We start from the raw sequence: 16,380 nt of genomic DNA, 5'->3' as shown, positions 1-16,380 counted from the left end.
CTGGTCGAGAGTGTTCCGGTGGTCATAGCGAGAGGGAAACGCCCGGTCACATTCCGAACCCGGAAGCTAAGCCTCTCAGCGCCGATGGTACTGCAAGGGGGACCTTGTGGGAGAGTAGGACGCCGCCGGACTTAACGTAGAAGAACCAGGGAACCCCTGACCATTCGTGGTCAGGGGTTTTCTGCGTTCCCGGCCCGTTCCCGGCCCGTTCTGGGTCCTTGTCGCCGGGGCCTGGTCAGGCCGTAGGATCAGCCGACGACGGAGGAACGATGACCGAAGCCTGGCCGGCCCTGCCCGACGGCTCCCGATTGGCGCTGCGGGAGATCCTCATCCACGGGGTGCTCTCCCGTGCCGAGATCGCTCGGTCACTCGGGCTCTCACGGGCGAGTCTCACCCGGGCCATGCGCATCCTGGTGTCGCAGCGCCTCGTGGTCGAGGTGGGGACGGACGTGCGAGGTGCTACAGGTCGCCCGTCGGAGCTCCTGCAGGTGAGCAGTGGGCAGTGGGAGTTCCTCGGCGTCAAGCTCACGAAGGACCGCCTGTACGCCGCGGTCACGGACCTGGGCGGACGGGTCCTCGCCCTGCACGAAGAAGGCATCAACGACACCGCCGCCGAGCCGCTCGCGGAGCAGATCACGGCCGTTCTGGAGCGACTCCTGGTGGCCGACCCCGCGATCTGCGCGATCGGCGTCTCGCTGCCCGGTGACGTCATCGTCCGCGAGGGGGAGTCGGTGGTCGCCGGGTCGGTGTTCCTCGGGTGGCACGAGGTGCCCTTCGCCCAGATGCTCGAGGAGCGGACGGGCATCGCCACGTTCACAGCGAACGACGTCCACGCGTTGACGGCGAAGGAGCACTGGTTCGGCGCCGGCGCGGGTCGTGGATCGATGGTGCTGGTGACCGTCGGTGAGGGCATCGGCCTCGGGCTGATCGCGAACGGGCAGGTCTCGACCGGGGAGCACGGGCGCCTGGGACGGATCGGGCACCTGCCGGTCCTCGGCGGTGGGCCGGACTGCGGGCTCGGGCACGCCGGGTGCGCCTCGAGCTACCTGCCGAGCCCGGTCATCGTGCGGAACGCCGGGCACGAGGGGAAGACGTACGACCAGGTGGTCGAGCTCGCGCGGGACGGCGACGAGGGAGCCCTCGCTGCGTTCGAGGATGCAGGCCGCGCCCTCGGGGTCCTGCTCGCCACCGCCGTGCACATCGCCGACCCCGCAGCGATCGTGCTGACGGGGGATGGGCTGCCCGTGTACGACCTGGCGCGGGCGACCGTCGATGAGTCGATGCGGGCCGCCCTGGCGCCGTACACCGAGCCGGTCACGGTGGAGGTGCAGCCGTTCGAGTTCTCTGAGTGGGCACGCGCTGGGGCGGTGCTCGCCATCCGCCGGCTGCTGGGGGAGTGATCCGCTGCAGGGCCAGGCAGAGGTGTCGACGCGTTAGTTACGCACGTTGACAAACGTGGACGCAGGCGGAAGGCTTGAGCGGTCCACACCATCGAAGGAGATGCCGTGACCGCTGCCCCCACCGTCCCGTGGCCGACCGACGGCCTGTCGTTCGGCGGCGACTACAGCCCCGAGCAGTGGCCCCGGGAGACCTGGCTCGAGGACGTTCGCCTGATGCGAGAGGCCGGCGTGAACCTGGTCACCGTCGGGGTGTTCTCGTGGGCGCTGCTCGAGCGGTCGCCGGGGGACTTCACGTGGGAGTGGCTCGACGACGTGCTCGCGCTGCTGCACGCGCACGGCATCGCGGTGGACCTCGCGACGCCGACCGCCGCCCCGCCGAACTGGCTGCTGACCGCACACCCGGAGATCCTGCCCGTGGACGCCACGGAGCGGCGGGAACGACCCGGTGGGCGACTCGGGTGGTGCCCGGCCTCCGAGCTGTTCCGGGAGCACGCGCTCCGCATGGTCGACGCGCTGGCCGAGCGGTACGGCCGACACCCGGCGGTGCGACTCTGGCATGTGAGCAACGAGCTCGGCGGCGGCAACGGCCGGTGCTACTGCGAGGAGTCGGCAGCGGACTTCCGGCACTGGCTCGTCGCGAAGTACGGCGACGTTGAGGCCGCGAACGACGCCTGGGGCACGGCCTTCTGGGGGCACACCTACACCTCGTTCGACGAGGTCTCGCCGCCGCGCGGTGTCGGCGGCGCGCCGAACCCCGGGCTCGCGCTCGACTTCGAGCGGTACTCGTCCGACGCCCTGCTCCGCCAGTACGACGCCGAGAAGGCCGTCATCGAGCAGCACTCGGACGTGCCGGTCACCACGAACTTCATGGTGGGCGCCGGCTCACAGGTCGTCGACTACGCCGGGTGGGCGAAGCACGTGGCGATCGTCGCGAACGACCACTACACGCTCGTCGACGACGCTCGCCGCGAGCAGGACCTCGCGCTGGCCGGTGACCGGATGCGCGGGATGTCGGCGGATCGCCGTCCCTGGCTGCTCATGGAGCACTCGACGGGTGGCCCGAGCTGGCAGCAGCGCAACCGCGCCAAGGAACCCGCGGAGCTCGTCCGGAACGCCCTGGCGCACGTGGCGCACGGTTCCGACGGGGCGATGTTCTTCCAGTGGCGGGCCTCCACCGCGGGCGCCGAGCAGTTCCACTCCGCGATGCTCCCGCACGCCGGCACCCGCACGCGCATCTGGCGCGAGGTGCTCGCCCTCGGCCGGGCGCTGCAGGACCTCGCACCCGTGCAGGGCACCCGAGTCCAGCCGGCCCGGGTCGCGATCGTCGTCGACGAGGCCTCCGGGTGGGCCGTGCAGTCGGGCCTCAAGCCGCACCGGGGTCTCCGTTACGGCCGGGAGCTCCGCGCCTGGCACCGCGCGTTCCACGACCGGCAGGTGCTCACCGACGTGGTCCCCGCCGACGCCGACCTGGACGGCTACGACGTGGTCGTCGTGCCGACGATGCTCGTCGTCGACGACGCGACCGCCGCGCGGTTGTCCGGCGTGCTGGACCGCGGCGCCACTCTGATCGTCACCTACCTGTCCGGCGTCGCCGACGAGACCGCGCGCATCCGCACCGGCGGGTACCCGGGAGCGTTCCGCCAGGTGCTCGGCGCCTGGAGCGAGGAGTTCACCCCGCTGCAGCGCGACGAGCGCTGGACCCTCGACGACGGTGAGGTCGTCACCGACTGGGCCGAAGCGGTCGTGCTCGAGGACGCCGAGTCCGTGCTCCGGTACACCGACGGCCCGCTCGCGGGCCGGCCCGCCGTCACGCGCCGCGCCGTCGGCGGCGGCGCCTGGTACGTGTCTGCGATGCTCGCGGACGACAGCATCCAACGGCTCGTGGACGGGGTGATCGCCCAGCGGGGGATCCTGCGGACGGTCACCGGGCCTCCCGGCCTGGAGGCGGTGCGTCGCGTCGGCGACGACGGTTCCGCCTTCCTGTTCCTCGTCAACCACCGTGCTGACGACGTCACGGTCGTCGCGTCCGGGACGGACCTGCTCGACGGGTCCGGCCACGGGCCGGACACCGTCGTGCCGGCCGGACGCGTCCGCGTGCTGCGCGAGGAGCGGGTCTCGTGACCGTCGTGGAGCGCGAGTCGACAGCCGTCGGTGCAGGCGATCGACGCGTGCACGTGCTGCGGTCCGCCGGGGTGTCGCTGGTGCTGGCATCCGCGGCGGACGGCCTGCCCGAGGTCCTGCACTGGGGTCGGGACGTCGGGCCCGTCGCGCCGGACGACACGGCCGACCTGCTGCTTGCACTCGGCCGGCCGCTCGGACCGAGTGCGCTCGACGCGCGGTGGCCGCTCACGGTGCTGCCGACCGAGCGCGACGGGTGGGAGGGGCGGCCGGGGATCGCCGGGCACGTGGACGGGATGCCGCTGGTGCCGCGGTGGCGTGACGTGATCGTCCTGGCGGATGACCGGCGGATCGTCGTGACCGCCGAGTCGGACCCGTTGGCGCTCCGGAGCGAGTTCGCGCTCGACACCGCGGGGGTGCTGCGGGTGCGGCACACGGTGACGAACACGCACGCCGAGCCCGTGCACCTGCAGGCGCTCGAGGCGACGCTGCCCGTGGGGGAGCGGATCACCGAGGTGCTCGACCTGGGCGGACGGTGGACCCGTGAGCGCACACCGCAGCGCCGGGCCGCGACCGCCGGGAGCCACGCACGCGAGAGCCGTCGCGGGCGCACGGGCCACGATTCGCCGACGTTGCTCGTGCTCGGGACGCCCGGGTTCTCGGATGCCGAGGGCGAGCTGTGGGCGGTGCACCTGGCCTGGAGCGCGGACTCCGTGTACCGGTACGACCAGCTCGCCGAGGCGCGGCCGCTGCTCGGCGCCGGGGAACTGCTGCGCGCGGGCGAGGTCGTACTCGTCGAGGGGGAGTCGTTCACCGCCCCCGACGCCGTGTTCGTGTGGAGCGACACCGGGATCGACGGGCTGTCCGACCGCCTGCACGATTCGCTGCGGAGTCGCCCGGGGCACCCGCGACGGCCCCGGCCCGTGGTGCTGAACACGTGGGAGGCCGTCTACTTCCGGCAGGAGCTCGAGCCCCTGGTGGCATTGGCCGAGACCGCGGCGGACATCGGGGTCGAGCGGTTCGTGCTCGACGACGGGTGGTTCCTCGGCCGGCGGTCGGATTCGACGTCCCTGGGGGACTGGCGGGTCGACCCGACGGTGTGGCCGGACGGGCTGGCGCCGCTCGTCGACCGGGTGCGTGCGCTTGGCATGGAGTTCGGGCTGTGGTTCGAGCCCGAGATGGTGAGCCCGGTGTCCGAGCTCGCCGCGGCGCACCCCGAGTGGATGCTGCAGCGCCCCGAGGACGACGTGCGGACGTGGCGGAACCAGTACGTGCTCGACATGGCGAACCCGCTGGCCCGGCACCACGTGCTCGAGAGCATGTCCCGTGTGATCGGTGAGCACCACGTCGACTTCGTGAAGTGGGACCAGAACCGCGACATCGTGCACGCGGTGCACGCGGGTCGAGCTGGCATCGACGCGCACACCCGCGGCGTCTACGCGTTGATGGACGAGCTGCGTGCGCGGCACCCGTGGCTCGAGATCGAGGCGTGCGCGAGCGGCGGTGCCCGGATCGACCTCGGCGTGCTCGAGCGCACCGACCGCGTGTGGCCGTCGGACTCGAACGACGCCTTCGAGCGACTGCCGATCCAGCGCTGGACCGAGGCGCTGCTGCCGCTCGAGCTGATCGGCTCGCACGTCGGGCCGGAGATCTCGCACACCACTGGACGGCACCTCGACCTGGACTTCCGGATGGCGGTGTCGCTGTTCGGCTCGGCCGGCATCGAGACCGACATCACGAAGCTGTCGCCCGAGGAGCTCGACCGGCTCCGGGCCTGGACAGCGCTGTACCGCCGGGAACGCGGGCTGCTGCACTCCGGGCGGGTGCGGCACCTGGACCTCGGGGACCCGGGGACGGTGGCGACGTCGGTGGTGGCCACCGATCGGTCGCGGGCGCTGGTGCGGGTAGCGCGGACGGAGACGGGGCCGAGGTCGTTGCCGGTGCCGCTCCGGTTCCGTGGACTCGACCGGTCGCGGCGCTACCGGCTCGCTCCGGTGTCCGGGCTCGCTGTGCCGCACGGGCTCGACATGGTGCCGCCGGAGTGGCTCGTGCGCGGGCACCTGGAACTGACCGGCGCCGTGTTCGAGGACGTCGGCGCACGGCTCCCGCTGCTCGCACCCGCGACCGCGATCGTGCTGGAGCTCCGCGCGCTCGACTGAGCGGGTCCGCTGCTGTCCGGCGTGAGCGGGCGGTGGGCGAGCGGGCGGAATGCCGGGGTGACGGCGGTGAGTGACCCGGGTGTTTCGCCCATTCGTCGTGGGTGGTGGGCGGTGCGCGAGCGGGCGGAATGCCGGGGTGACGGCGGTGGCTGACCCGGGTGTTTCGCCCGCTCGCGGGATGGGGGGCGAGGAGATCGGGCGGGGGTGACGGTTCCGGTTCGCGCGCCCGGGGGATCGTGAACCGGAACCGTCAGGGCGCCGCACCGGGTCAGGGCAGGAGCGAACCCGCGTGGCGGAGGACGAGCGGGTGGACGAGGGCCTCCGTCGCGATGCCCGGCACGCCCGTCACCGTGAAGGTCACCGACTCGCCGGGGAGCAGGGACACCAGGCCCTCGTCGACGCGACCGGCCGCATCCACGCGGTCGGGGAACAGCGAGACGTCGCGTGCGTACGCCGTCGCCGTGACGGTCACCGTCGCGCCGTCGGCCGTCTGGGTCACGACGGTCTGCAGCGGTGCGGGCTCGAGCGCCTGGTCGACGACCTCGGCGAAGTCGTGCACGGTGCGGGTGCCGGCTCCCGTGACGACGAGGACCTCGGCACCGGGGTCGCCGGGCACCGCGAGCGACGACGGCAGCTGCACCCGGTCGGCGTCGGCGGGGGCGGCGGCGAGCATGAACGACGACGACTCGAGCACGGTGCCGTCGAAGGCGACGCGGGAGACGGTGACCTCGTCGGCGACCGACGCCCCGGACGCGTTGACGAGGACGACGTCGAGACCGCCCTCGCCCCCGGACGACGGCTGCACGGTGAGCAGCACGGGCTGGTAGGCCTGCCGGACGGCGTACCAGACGGGCTTCCGGATGCCGGCGTGGTCGACGAGGGCCCAGGACACCACGGGCCAGTCGTCGTTGAGCTGCCAGACGATCATGCCGGTGTTGTCGGGCGTGCGGGAGCGGAACCACTCCATGCCGAAGCGGATCGCGTGCGCCTGGTTGAGCTGTGCGGCGAAGTGCCAGTCCTCGATGTTCGTCGGCGAGGGCAGGTGGCCGCGCATGCCGTCGGCGAGCTTCCGGTTGCCCTGGTCGGCCTTCTGGTGCACGAGCATCTCGTGGCCGTCCGGGTCGAGGGGCTCGTCGTGCACCACCGCGGTCAGGGTCGACCACGCCGGCGGGCCCTGGAACCCGAACTCCGCCACGAACCGCGGCTCCCAGTCGGCATAGGCGCGGTAGTCGAGGCGGTTCCAGACGTCCCAGATGTGCACGCTGCCGTTCCGCTGGTCGTTCGGCGTCAGGTACTCGTCGAACGAGAACGGGCTGCCCGGCGTGTACGGCCGGGTCGGGTCGAGCTCGGCGACGACCGACGGCAGCAGGGAACGGTAGTAGCCGTTGCCCCAGGTCCGGCCGACGAGCGACGGCCGCCAGCCCCACTCGGCGTAGGCGACGAGGTTCTCGTTGTTGCCGTTCCACACCACGAGCGAGGGGTGCGGGCTGAGGCGGGTGACGGCTTCGCGGACCTCGGGCTCGACCTCGTCGGCGAGCCAGGGCTCCTCGGCGTAGGCGGCACAGGCGAACAGGAAGTCCTGCCACACCAGGACGCCGAGCTCGTCGCACCGGTCGTACAGGTCGTCGGACTCGTAGATCCCGCCGCCCCAGATGCGGAGCAGGTTCATGTTCGCGTCGATCGCGTCCTGGATCCGGTCCGCGTACCGGGCGGGTGTCATCTCGGTCAGGTAGGCGTGGTCGGGGATCCAGTTCGCCCCGCGCACCATGACCGGACGGCCGTTCACGCGGAGCAGGAACGGCGCGCCGTCGGCGTCGGCGGCGGTGTCGAGCGTGACCGTGCGGAAACCGACGCGGCCGGTCCAGACGTCGTCGCCGACGTCGACCCGGACGTCGTACAGCGGCTGGTCGCCCTCGCCGCGGGGCCACCAGACGGCGACGTCGGGAACCTCGAGGCGGACGGTCGCGGCGCCGTCCACGACAGGGCGCACGCCGACCACCCGGCCTGCGGTGTCCGGGGTGTCAACGGGACGGACGGGAGGCTCGGTGTCGGAACCCGGGTGCCCTGCGGACGCGGGGTGCGGGGCCAGGGTGATGCGGGCCTCCAGGCCGGTGCCCGCGGAACCGTCTGCTGACGCGACGGGCGCGCTGCCGATCGCCTGTGAGAAGGAGCCGGTGGAGCCGGCGTGCTCGACGTCGACGTGGGCCGTCAGCACACCGGTGGTGCCGTCGAGGTCGACGAGCGGGCGGACGGCCGCGATGCGGACGCCGCTCCAGGACTCGATGCCGATCGACTTCCAGATGCCGCTCGTGGCGACGTCGACGCCCCAGTCCCACCCGAAGTTCGACGCGTTCTTGCGGAGCGCGTTGTAGGGGTGGTGGTTGACGTGGGGGAGCTCGCCGCCGTGCAGGGCGGACAGGCGCTCGGCGGCGGGGACGGGCGCGTCGAAGGTGACGACGAGCTCGTTCGTGCCCGGGCGGAGCAGGTGCCCGACGGGGAACCGGTACGAGCGGTGCTGGTTGGCGGTGGTCGCGACGACGATGCCGTTGAGCTCGATCGTGGCGAGGGTGTCGAGGCCCTCGGCGACGAGGTCGTGGCGGGTCTCGTCGGGCGCTGCCCAGTCGAAGGTGCGGCGGTAGCGCCAGACCGTGTCGCCGATCCACTGGGTGGCGGCCTCGCCGTCGCCGTCGAACGGATCGGGGATCCGCCCGGCCCGCAGCAGGTCGGTGTGCACGCAGCCGGGGACCTGCGCCGCGATCGGTTCGCGGTGCTCCGCCGACTGCTCGGGCCCGGTCACCGCCTCGAGGGTCCACGTGCCGTCCAGGGTGGTCCGCTCCATTGCGTCTCCTCATCGTTACGGGGCCGTGACCCGACCCCTTGACCGCCTTAGTTTACGCGTGTAACAATCACGCTCACAACGTGGACTCTGCGACGACGCAGACCGAGAGGACAACGATGTTCAACCCAACCCGTTCACGGCTCGCCATCGGCGGCGCCGTTCTCCTCGCAGCCGGCCTCGCGCTCAGCGGCTGCAGCTCCAGCGGTAGCGCCAGCACGAACGACGCCGCTGCCTCGACCCTGGTGGCGTACACCGGCCAGTCCGGCGACTACCAGATCAACTTCAACCCGTGGTCGCCGTCCAACATCGGCGGCGTCGGCACGATCTACGAGTCGCTCTTCTTCATCACCAACGTCAACACGAAGGACCCGAAGCCGCTGCTCGGCAAGTCCTACGAGTGGAACGACGACGGCACGCAGCTCACCATCACGCTGCGCGACGGAGCCACCTGGAGCGACGGCGAGCCCTTCACCTCGAAGGACGTCGTGTTCACGCTCGACATGCTGAAGAAGCAGAAGGCCCTGAACTCGATCGGCTACGACGGCACCGCGAAGGCCGACGGCGACGACAAGGTGGTCGTCTCGTTCGACAAGCCGTCGTTCGTGCTCGGCCCGAACCTGCTCGGCAAGACCTGGATCGTGCCCGAGCATCTGTGGAAGGACATCGACCCGACCACCGACGTCGTGCGCGAACCCGTCGGCACCGGCCCGTACACGCTCGGCACCTTCAAGGCGCAGGCGTTCACCCTCGAGGCGAACAAGAAGTACTGGGACGGCGCCCCGGCCGTGAAGACCATCCGCTACCTGTCGCTCTCCGGCAACACCGCCGGCGCTGACGCCCTGAAGCAGGGGTCGATCGACTGGCAGACCGGCCCGGTGCCGAACATGGACGACATCCCCGCCAACTACAACGGCTACGACGGCATCACCGTCGGCCAGAACCAGATGGCCCTGCTGACCTGCGCGAACACCGACCTGGGCTGCGCCGGCCCGCAGACCGACCCGGCCGTCCGCCACGCGATCGCCGACGCCATCAACCGCAAGCAGCTCAACTCGCTGGCGTTCGAGAACACCGCGAGCGAGATCTCGCCGACCTTCGCGCTCACCACGACGCAGAAGGACACCATCTCGAAGGACATCGAACCGGCCGTCATGCCGGAGACCCCCGACACCGACGCAGCGGCATCGGCGCTCGAGGACGCGGGCTACGCGAAGGGCGCCGACGGCATCTACGCCAAGGACGGCAAGAAGCTGTCCCTGACGGTCGAGGTCGTCACCGGCTGGACCGACTACATCACCGCCATCGACACCATGACGCAGCAGCTCAAGGCCGCTGGCATCGAGCTCAAGGCGCAGCAGTCGTCGTGGAACGAGTGGACCGACAAGAAGACCAAGGGCAACTTCGAGCTCGCGATCGACTCGCTCGGCCAGGGCCCGACGGCGAACCCGTACTACCTGTACAACAACTACTTCACGACGGCCAACACCGCGAAGGTCGGTGAAGCAGCCCCGATGAACATCTCGCGGTACAGCAACCCCGACGTCGACGAGGCCATCGCGAAGCTCGCCACGATCAACCCCGAGGACACCGCGGCGACGCAGCCCGAGCTCGACACGATCCAGGAGCACATCGTCGAGGACCTGCCCTACATCCCCGTGATGACCGGCGGCACGACGAGCGAGTTCCACGCGGCGAAGTTCACCGGCTGGCCGACGAAGGACGACCTGTACGCGTTCCCGGCGGTCTGGGCGAGCCCGGACAACGCCGAGATCTTCAAGGCGCTCAAGCCGGCGAAGGGCTGACACCGATGGGATCGCGACCGAGGGGCACTCGACGATGACCTACTTCCTGCGCAAGATCGGTTTCTACGTCGTCGCACTGTGGGCGGCCCTGACGCTGAACTTCATCATCCCCAGGCTCCTCCCCGGCAACCCGGTGGACATCCTGCTCGCCAAGCTCCAGCAGCGCGGCGGGCAGGTGACCCCGGCGACCCGGGAGGCGTACGAGCTGCTCCTCGGTGGCGATTCCTCGGAGCCGCTCATCTCCCAGTACGGCCACTACCTGGTCAACGTGTTCCGCGGTGACCTCGGGGTGTCCGTCAGCTACTTCCCGGCACCGGTCACCGAGGTGATCGGCAGCTCGCTGCCGTGGACCATCGCGCTGGTCGGGATCGCCACGATCCTGGCCGCGATCATCGGCGTCGGCCTCGGGGCCTTCGTCGGGTGGCGGCCGGGCACCTGGCTCGACTCGTTCGTGCCGGCCACCACCCTGCTCGCCGCGGTGCCGTACTTCTGGCTCGCGCTGATCCTGGTGTACTTCTTCGCGACGGGGATCCACCTGTTCCCGGCGCAGGGCGGCTACGACGTCATCCTGACCCCCGGGTTCAACTGGGACTTCATCGCCTCGGCGATCAAGTACGGGGTGCTGCCGGCCGTGACGATCGTGCTCGCGTCGCTCGGGGGCTGGCTGCTCGGCATGCGCAACATGATGGTGTCGACGCTGTCCGAGGACTACATCACCACCGCGCAGGCGAAGGGTCTGTCGGACGGCAAGATCCTGCGGAACTACGCCGCCCGCAACGCCGTGCTGCCGTCCGTCGCCGGGTTCGCGATCTCCCTCGGGTTCATCGTGTCCGGCTCCGTCGTCACCGAGCAGGTGTTCTCGTACCCGGGCATCGGGTCGAAGCTGCTGTCCGCCGTGACGAACAACGACTACGCGCTCATGCAGGGCATCTTCCTGTTCATCACCCTGGCGGTCCTCGGCGCGAACCTCGTCGTCGACCTGCTGTACGGACTGATCGACCCGCGCACGCGGGCACGGAGCTAGGGGAGGAGACGACCATGACCAACATCCAGCAGGAGACCGAGCCCACCATCGGCGCACTGACCGAGGAGGCCGACAGCACCACGTCGATCGCCACCCGGCGCGCGTCGAAGGGCGGCATCCGCAGGTTCCTCCCCACCCTCACCCCGTGGCTCGTCACGGGCATCGCGCTCGTCGCCGGCGTCACGCTGTTCGGGGTGATCGGACCGCTGCTCGTCGGCGACCCGACCACCATCCGCGACACAGGCTTGCAGGGACCGAGCGGCGAGAACGTCCTCGGCACCACCCAGACCGGTCAGGACGTCCTGGCCCAGCTCGCCTTCGCCACCCGGGGCAGCCTGCAGATCGGGCTCATCGTCGGCGTCCTCGCCACGGTGCTGTCCGCGTTCTTCGGCATCCTCGGCGCCTACCTGGGCGGGATCATGGACGAGGCGTTCTCGCTGTTCTCGAACGTGTTCCTCGTCATCCCCGGCCTGCCGCTCGTCATCGTCATCTCCGGCCTGGTGCCGCGTGAGGCCCGCGGGCTCTGGACCATCGCCGTCGTCCTGGCGATCACCTCGTGGGCCGGGTCCGCCCGGGTGCTGCGGGCGCAGACGATGTCGATCCGCAACCGCGACTACGTGTCCGCCGCCCGGGTCGCCGGCGAACGGCCCTGGCGGGTCATCGCCGTCGAGATCCTGCCGAACCTGCTGCCGGTGCTCGCGTCACAGTTCGTGTTCGCGGTGATCGCGGCGATCCTCGGGGAAGCGGGGCTGTCGTTCCTCGGGCTCGGGGCGTCGAACTCGTCGACGCTCGGCACGATGCTCTTCTACGCCCAGAACGGCTTCGCGTTGGCGAACGGCGCCTGGTGGTGGTTCGTGCCGCCGGGCCTGCTCATCGCCCTGCTCGGCATGGGCCTGTCCCTGGTGAACTTCTCGATCGACGAGGTCATCAACCCGCGACTCGCGAACGTGCGTGCGCAGCGACGGCGTGACCGTCGTGCGAAGCGTGCGGCGCGCTCGGGAGGCCCGGCCCGCGTCGCCACCGCCGGTCACGACACGAAGGGGGTCGCCCGATGAGCGCCACCGACACCGCACGACCGGTCACCTCCGACGCCGCGGGCGACGGCCGCCGTCCGGCCGTGCTGACGATCGACCACCTCGACGTCGTCTACGAGACCGAGCACCCCGTGCACGCCGTGAAGGACGTCTCGCTCACCCTGGCGCCCGGCGAGATCCTCGGGCTCGCGGGGGAGTCCGGCTGCGGCAAGACCACCCTGGCCTACGCCATCACCCGGCTGCACCGGCCGCCGGCGAAGGTCGCGTCCGGCAGCATCACGTTCCACGACCGGGACGGCACCGACGTCGACCTGCTCGGCCTGCCGCACGAGCAGCTCCGTGCCGTGCGCTGGTCGAAGCTGTCGATGGTGTTCCAAGGGGCGATGAACGCGCTCAACCCGGTCACCACGATCCGCGCCCAGCTCGACGACGCCCTGGTCGAACACCGCAAGGGCCTGCCGCGCAGGGAACGTCGGGCCATCGCCGAGGACGCCCTGCGCCGCGTCGGCGTCGACCCGTCCCGCATCACCGCGTACCCGCACGAGCTGTCCGGCGGCATGCGGCAGCGCGTGATGATCGCGATGGCGATGCTGCTCGAACCGCAGATCATGATCATGGACGAGCCGACCACCGCGCTCGACGTCGTGGTGCAGCGGGAGATCCTGCGCGAGATCGTCCGGTTGCGCGACGAGCTCGGGTTCGCCGTGGTGTTCATCACGCACGACCTGCCGCTGCTGCTCGAGATCAGCGACCGGATCGCGATCATGCTCCGCGGCGAGGTCGTCGAGTGCGACCGTGCCAGCGTGATCCAGCACGACCCGCAGCACCCGTACACGCGGAAGCTGCTGCAGTCGTTCCCGAGCCTGTCCGGAGCCCGCGGCGCGTTCATCCGCACCGGGGTCGAGGACGGCGCCGAACCCGAGACCGACACCCGGGCCGTCGTGGTCCAGGCAGCACAGGAGACGGACCGATGACCAGTGTGACCGTCAGCCACCTCGGCAAGGACTTCCACAGCCGCAAGGGCCTGAAGCGCACCACCCTGCGGGCCGTCGACGACGTGTCGTTCGACCTGCTGCCCGGCCGGACCGTCGCGCTGGTGGGCGAGTCCGGTTCGGGCAAGTCCACCATCGCGCGGATGCTCGCCAGGCTCGAGACCAGGACGCGCGGCTCGATCGACGTGCGGCTCGAGGACGGCACCCCCGTCGAGGGCAGCATGTACCGGCGGCACGTGCAGATGGTGTTCCAGGACCCGTTCGCCTCGCTCAACCCGTTCCACTCGATCGAGCACCACATCGCCCGACCGCTGCAGCTGCACCACCGGGCCCGCGGCGCCGACGAGACCGCCGACAAGGTGCGGGAACTGCTCGGCCGGGTGAACCTCGACGAGGACTTCGCGTCGCGCCGGCCGCACGAGCTCTCCGGCGGGCAGCGGCAGCGCGTCGCCATCGCCCGCGCGCTCGCTCCGGGCGCCCAGGTGCTCATCGCCGACGAACCCGTGTCGATGCTCGACGTCTCGATCCGGCTGAGCGTGCTCAACCTGCTCGGCCGGCTGCAGCGCGAGGACCACCTCGCCGTGCTCTACATCACGCACGACCTGGCGACCGCGCGGCACTTCTCCGACGAGATCCTGGTGCTCTACCGCGGCCGGGTCGTCGAGCGCGGACCGTCGGACGCCGTCATCCTCGACCCGCACCACGACTACACCCGGCTGCTCGCCGAGGCCGCTCCCGACCCGGAGCGCACCGAGCGTCGGATCACCGCGGGGCCGCCGCTCGACCGGACGAAGATCGACAACACCACCTGCTACGACCACACGGTCGGGGCCTGGGTGTCGAGCGAGCCCGCACCGGTCGGGGCGCGATGAGCGACCGGCCGACGTTCGTCGACTGGGTCACCGACGGGTTCGCCGCACGGTTCCTGATCCATCCCGATCAGCCTGTCGCCCTGGTGTCGTTCGTGGCCGGCGGCGGAGCGCTCGCCGACGGGCCGGACGACCCGCAGCCGCTCGTCGAGCTGACGACCGTCGGGCACGGGCGGTTCCCGGGCGGGTTCCGGCACGTCGACTCCACGATCGGCGCGAGACTGCGACCCGTGTCGCACCACGTGCACGACGACGGGACCGACCTGTGGTTCCGGATCGTGCAGGCGGACGCGGCCACGGGCCTCCAGGCCGAGTCGGTGTTCCGGGCGCGCGCCGGCGTGCCCGCGTTCCAGACGTGGACCGAGGTGTCGGCCGAGCACGGCGAGCACATCGTGGACTTCGTGTCGTCGTTCGCGACCGGGGTGTTCCTGACCGACTCGGGCGCCACCGTCGACGAGCTCGCCCTCGTCCACGCGGACAACGACTGGGCAGCGGAGAGCCGTTGGCGGACCGATCCGCTGCGGTCGATCGGGCTCGCGGCGATCGACCGGGAGGCCCAGCACCACCCGCCCCGCAGCCGCGCCGTCGTGCAGAACCGCGGCTCGTGGTCGACGGGCGAGGCGCTGCCGATCGGGGTGCTGCGAGCGGATCGGTACGCGCTCGTCTGGCAGGTCGAGCACAACGGGCCGTGGCTGTACGAGCTCGGGGAGACCCGGCGGCACGCGTACGTGCTGCTGAGTGGGCCGACCGACCAGGAACACCAGTGGACCACCGTCGTCACGCCCGAGCAACCGTTCACCTCGGTGCCGGTGTCCGTGGGGATCGCCGGGTCGATCGACGACGCGTTCGGGGTGCTCACCCGGCAGCGTCGGGCGTTCCGGCACGTGCGGGAAGCCGATCGCGCCCTGCCCCTGGTGTTCAACGACTACATGAACACGCTCATGGGCGACCCGACCACCGAGAAGCTCCTGCCGCTCGTCGACGCGGCCGCCGACGCCGGAGCGGACCTGTTCTGCATCGACGCCGGCTGGTACGCCGAGGGGCACTGGTGGGACACCGTCGGAGCGTGGGAGGAAGCGGCGTCGCGGTTCCCGACGGGGCTCGGGGCCGTCATCGACCACATCCGTGCGCGCGGCATGCAGGCCGGCCTCTGGCTCGAACCCGAGGTCATCGGCATCCACTCACCGCTGGCCTCGACCCTGCCGTCGTCCGCGTTCGTCGAGCACCACGGGGTCCGGGTCGCGGAGCACGGGCGGCACCTGCTCGACCTGCGCTCGCCGGAGGCCCGCGCGCACCTGGACTCGGTCGTCGACCGGCTCGTCGGGGAACTCGGCGTGACGTTCTTCAAGATGGACAACAACACCATGACCGGGCCGTTCGCCGGGATGCTCGACCACCAGCGGGCGCTCCTCGACTGGCTCGACGCCGGGCAGGAGCGGTACCCGGCACTGCTCATCGAGAACTGCGCCTCGGGAGCGATGCGCGCCGACTGGGCCATGCTGTCCCGCCTGCACATGCAGTCGACGTCGGACCAGCAGGACCCGGTGCTGTCCGCCACGATCGCGGCCGCTGCGCCGGCTGCGATGCTGCCCGAGCAGGCGGGGAACTGGGCGTACCCGGCGCCGACGATGGAGCCGGAGCTGTTCACGCTGTCGCTCGTGAACGGGGTGCTCGGGCGGATGTACCTGTCCGGGTACCTCAACGAGATGTCGGCTTCGCAGCGGGCGGTGGTCGGCGCCGCCATCGCTGCGCACCGGCAGGTCCTGGACGTCGTCGACTCCGCAGTGCCGGTCTGGCCCCTCGGGCTGCCCGCCTGGGAGGACCCGTGGGTCGCACTCGGCCTGCACGCCGCTTCGGGCGACCTGTACCTGTCGGTCTGGTCGCTGCCCGGTGCGTCGGCGTCGGTGTCGTTGCCGCTGCCGGGGTTCGCCGGGCAGGCGGTGGTCGTCGAGCCGCTGTTCCCGACGGCACTCGGGTTGTGGTCCGTGGCGTGGGACGCCGCTTCGGGCTCGCTCGAGGTCACGAACGGCGGATCGACCCCCACAGCGCGGGTGCTCCGCGTCCGGTCGCAGGAGGCGGACGCGGAGGCCTGAGCGAGCGCGCGTCGCGATGGCAGGGCGCGCGCTGGAGCGGACGGGAGGCA

10 protein-coding genes and 1 rRNA gene are annotated in these 16,380 nt (G+C 71.2%); 10 read left to right on the top strand and 1 reads right to left on the bottom strand.

Annotated elements, in window-relative coordinates:
- Window positions 1-14 precede the first annotated feature (14 nt).
- The 4 genes from rrf (at window position 15) to DEI85_RS10525 (ending at window position 5,677) form a co-directional block, all read left to right on the top strand.
- Window positions 15-131 (top strand): 5S ribosomal RNA (gene rrf / locus DEI85_RS10540).
- Between the two features lie 138 nt (window positions 132-269).
- Entirely contained in the window at window positions 270-1,400 is a 1,131-nt protein-coding gene (locus DEI85_RS10535) for an ROK family transcriptional regulator (protein WP_111123877.1), read from the top strand.
- Between the two features lie 105 nt (window positions 1,401-1,505).
- Window positions 1,506-3,521 carry a beta-galactosidase gene (locus DEI85_RS10530; RefSeq protein ID WP_111091021.1) on the top strand — a complete coding sequence of 672 codons (2,016 nt, stop codon included), beginning with the start codon at window positions 1,506-1,508 and terminating at the stop codon, window positions 3,519-3,521.
- Window positions 3,518-5,677, top strand: a complete 2,160-nt coding sequence (locus DEI85_RS10525; protein ID WP_258370031.1) for an alpha-galactosidase — start codon at window positions 3,518-3,520, stop codon at window positions 5,675-5,677. The genes DEI85_RS10530 and DEI85_RS10525 overlap by 4 nt, the downstream gene beginning before the upstream one ends.
- A gap of 268 nt (window positions 5,678-5,945) precedes the next feature.
- Here DEI85_RS10525 and DEI85_RS10520 read toward each other — a convergent pair whose 3' ends face one another.
- On the bottom strand, window positions 5,946-8,516 hold the full coding sequence (locus DEI85_RS10520) for a glycoside hydrolase family 2 protein (RefSeq protein WP_111123878.1): 2,571 nt from the start codon (window positions 8,514-8,516) through the stop codon (window positions 5,946-5,948).
- Between the two features lie 116 nt (window positions 8,517-8,632).
- Between DEI85_RS10520 and DEI85_RS10515 the strand changes: the two genes are divergently transcribed.
- Genes DEI85_RS10515 through DEI85_RS10490 form a run of 6 tightly spaced genes read left to right on the top strand, consistent with a single transcriptional unit; the run spans window position 8,633 to window position 16,330 of the window.
- Window positions 8,633-10,318 carry an ABC transporter substrate-binding protein gene (locus tag DEI85_RS10515; protein ID WP_111123879.1) on the top strand — a complete coding sequence of 562 codons (1,686 nt, stop codon included), beginning with the start codon at window positions 8,633-8,635 and terminating at the stop codon, window positions 10,316-10,318.
- 34 nt (window positions 10,319-10,352) lie between these two features.
- The gene (locus tag DEI85_RS10510) at window positions 10,353-11,342 is read left to right on the top strand and encodes an ABC transporter permease (protein ID WP_110862798.1); all 990 of its coding nucleotides are present in this window, start codon (window positions 10,353-10,355) and stop codon (window positions 11,340-11,342) included.
- A 14-nt stretch (window positions 11,343-11,356) separates the two neighbouring features.
- The gene (locus DEI85_RS10505) at window positions 11,357-12,397 is read left to right on the top strand and encodes an ABC transporter permease (protein ID WP_110862799.1); all 1,041 of its coding nucleotides are present in this window, start codon (window positions 11,357-11,359) and stop codon (window positions 12,395-12,397) included.
- Window positions 12,394-13,350, top strand: coding sequence for an ABC transporter ATP-binding protein (locus DEI85_RS10500; protein WP_111123880.1), 957 nt, complete (start codon window positions 12,394-12,396; stop codon window positions 13,348-13,350). Before DEI85_RS10505 ends, DEI85_RS10500 begins: the two co-directional genes overlap by 4 nt.
- Window positions 13,347-14,240: an ABC transporter ATP-binding protein gene (locus DEI85_RS10495; protein WP_111123881.1), complete on the top strand. Its 894-nt coding sequence runs from the start codon at window positions 13,347-13,349 to the stop codon at window positions 14,238-14,240. The genes DEI85_RS10500 and DEI85_RS10495 overlap by 4 nt, the downstream gene beginning before the upstream one ends.
- Complete coding sequence (locus DEI85_RS10490; RefSeq protein WP_111123882.1) at window positions 14,237-16,330, top strand: glycoside hydrolase family 36 protein; 2,094 nt, start codon at window positions 14,237-14,239, stop codon at window positions 16,328-16,330. The genes DEI85_RS10495 and DEI85_RS10490 overlap by 4 nt, the downstream gene beginning before the upstream one ends.
- The last annotated feature ends 50 nt before the right edge of the window (window positions 16,331-16,380 follow it).

Origin of the sequence: Curtobacterium sp. MCBD17_026 (assembly GCF_003234895.2) — a bacterium.
In the GTDB taxonomy this organism is placed as follows: domain Bacteria; phylum Actinomycetota; class Actinomycetes; order Actinomycetales; family Microbacteriaceae; genus Curtobacterium; species Curtobacterium flaccumfaciens.
The sequence above is the reverse complement of the archived record's forward strand: the minus strand, read 5'-3'. Positions and strand labels throughout refer to the sequence as shown.

Bases quoted from the DNA above. Each gene is read 5' to 3' on its own strand.
- DEI85_RS10510 (WP_110862798.1), top strand. From the start codon at position 10,353: ATGACCTACTTCCTGCGCAAGATCGGTTTCTACGTCGTCGCACTGTGG.
- DEI85_RS10520 (WP_111123878.1), bottom strand. From the start codon at position 8,516: ATGGAGCGGACCACCCTGGACGGCACGTGGACCCTCGAGGCGGTGACC.
- DEI85_RS10490 (WP_111123882.1), top strand. From the start codon at position 14,237: ATGAGCGACCGGCCGACGTTCGTCGACTGGGTCACCGACGGGTTCGCC.
- DEI85_RS10495 (WP_111123881.1), top strand. From the start codon at position 13,347: ATGACCAGTGTGACCGTCAGCCACCTCGGCAAGGACTTCCACAGCCGC.
- DEI85_RS10515 (WP_111123879.1), top strand. From the start codon at position 8,633: ATGTTCAACCCAACCCGTTCACGGCTCGCCATCGGCGGCGCCGTTCTC.
- DEI85_RS10505 (WP_110862799.1), top strand. From the start codon at position 11,357: ATGACCAACATCCAGCAGGAGACCGAGCCCACCATCGGCGCACTGACC.
- DEI85_RS10500 (WP_111123880.1), top strand. From the start codon at position 12,394: ATGAGCGCCACCGACACCGCACGACCGGTCACCTCCGACGCCGCGGGC.
- DEI85_RS10535 (WP_111123877.1), top strand. From the start codon at position 270: ATGACCGAAGCCTGGCCGGCCCTGCCCGACGGCTCCCGATTGGCGCTG.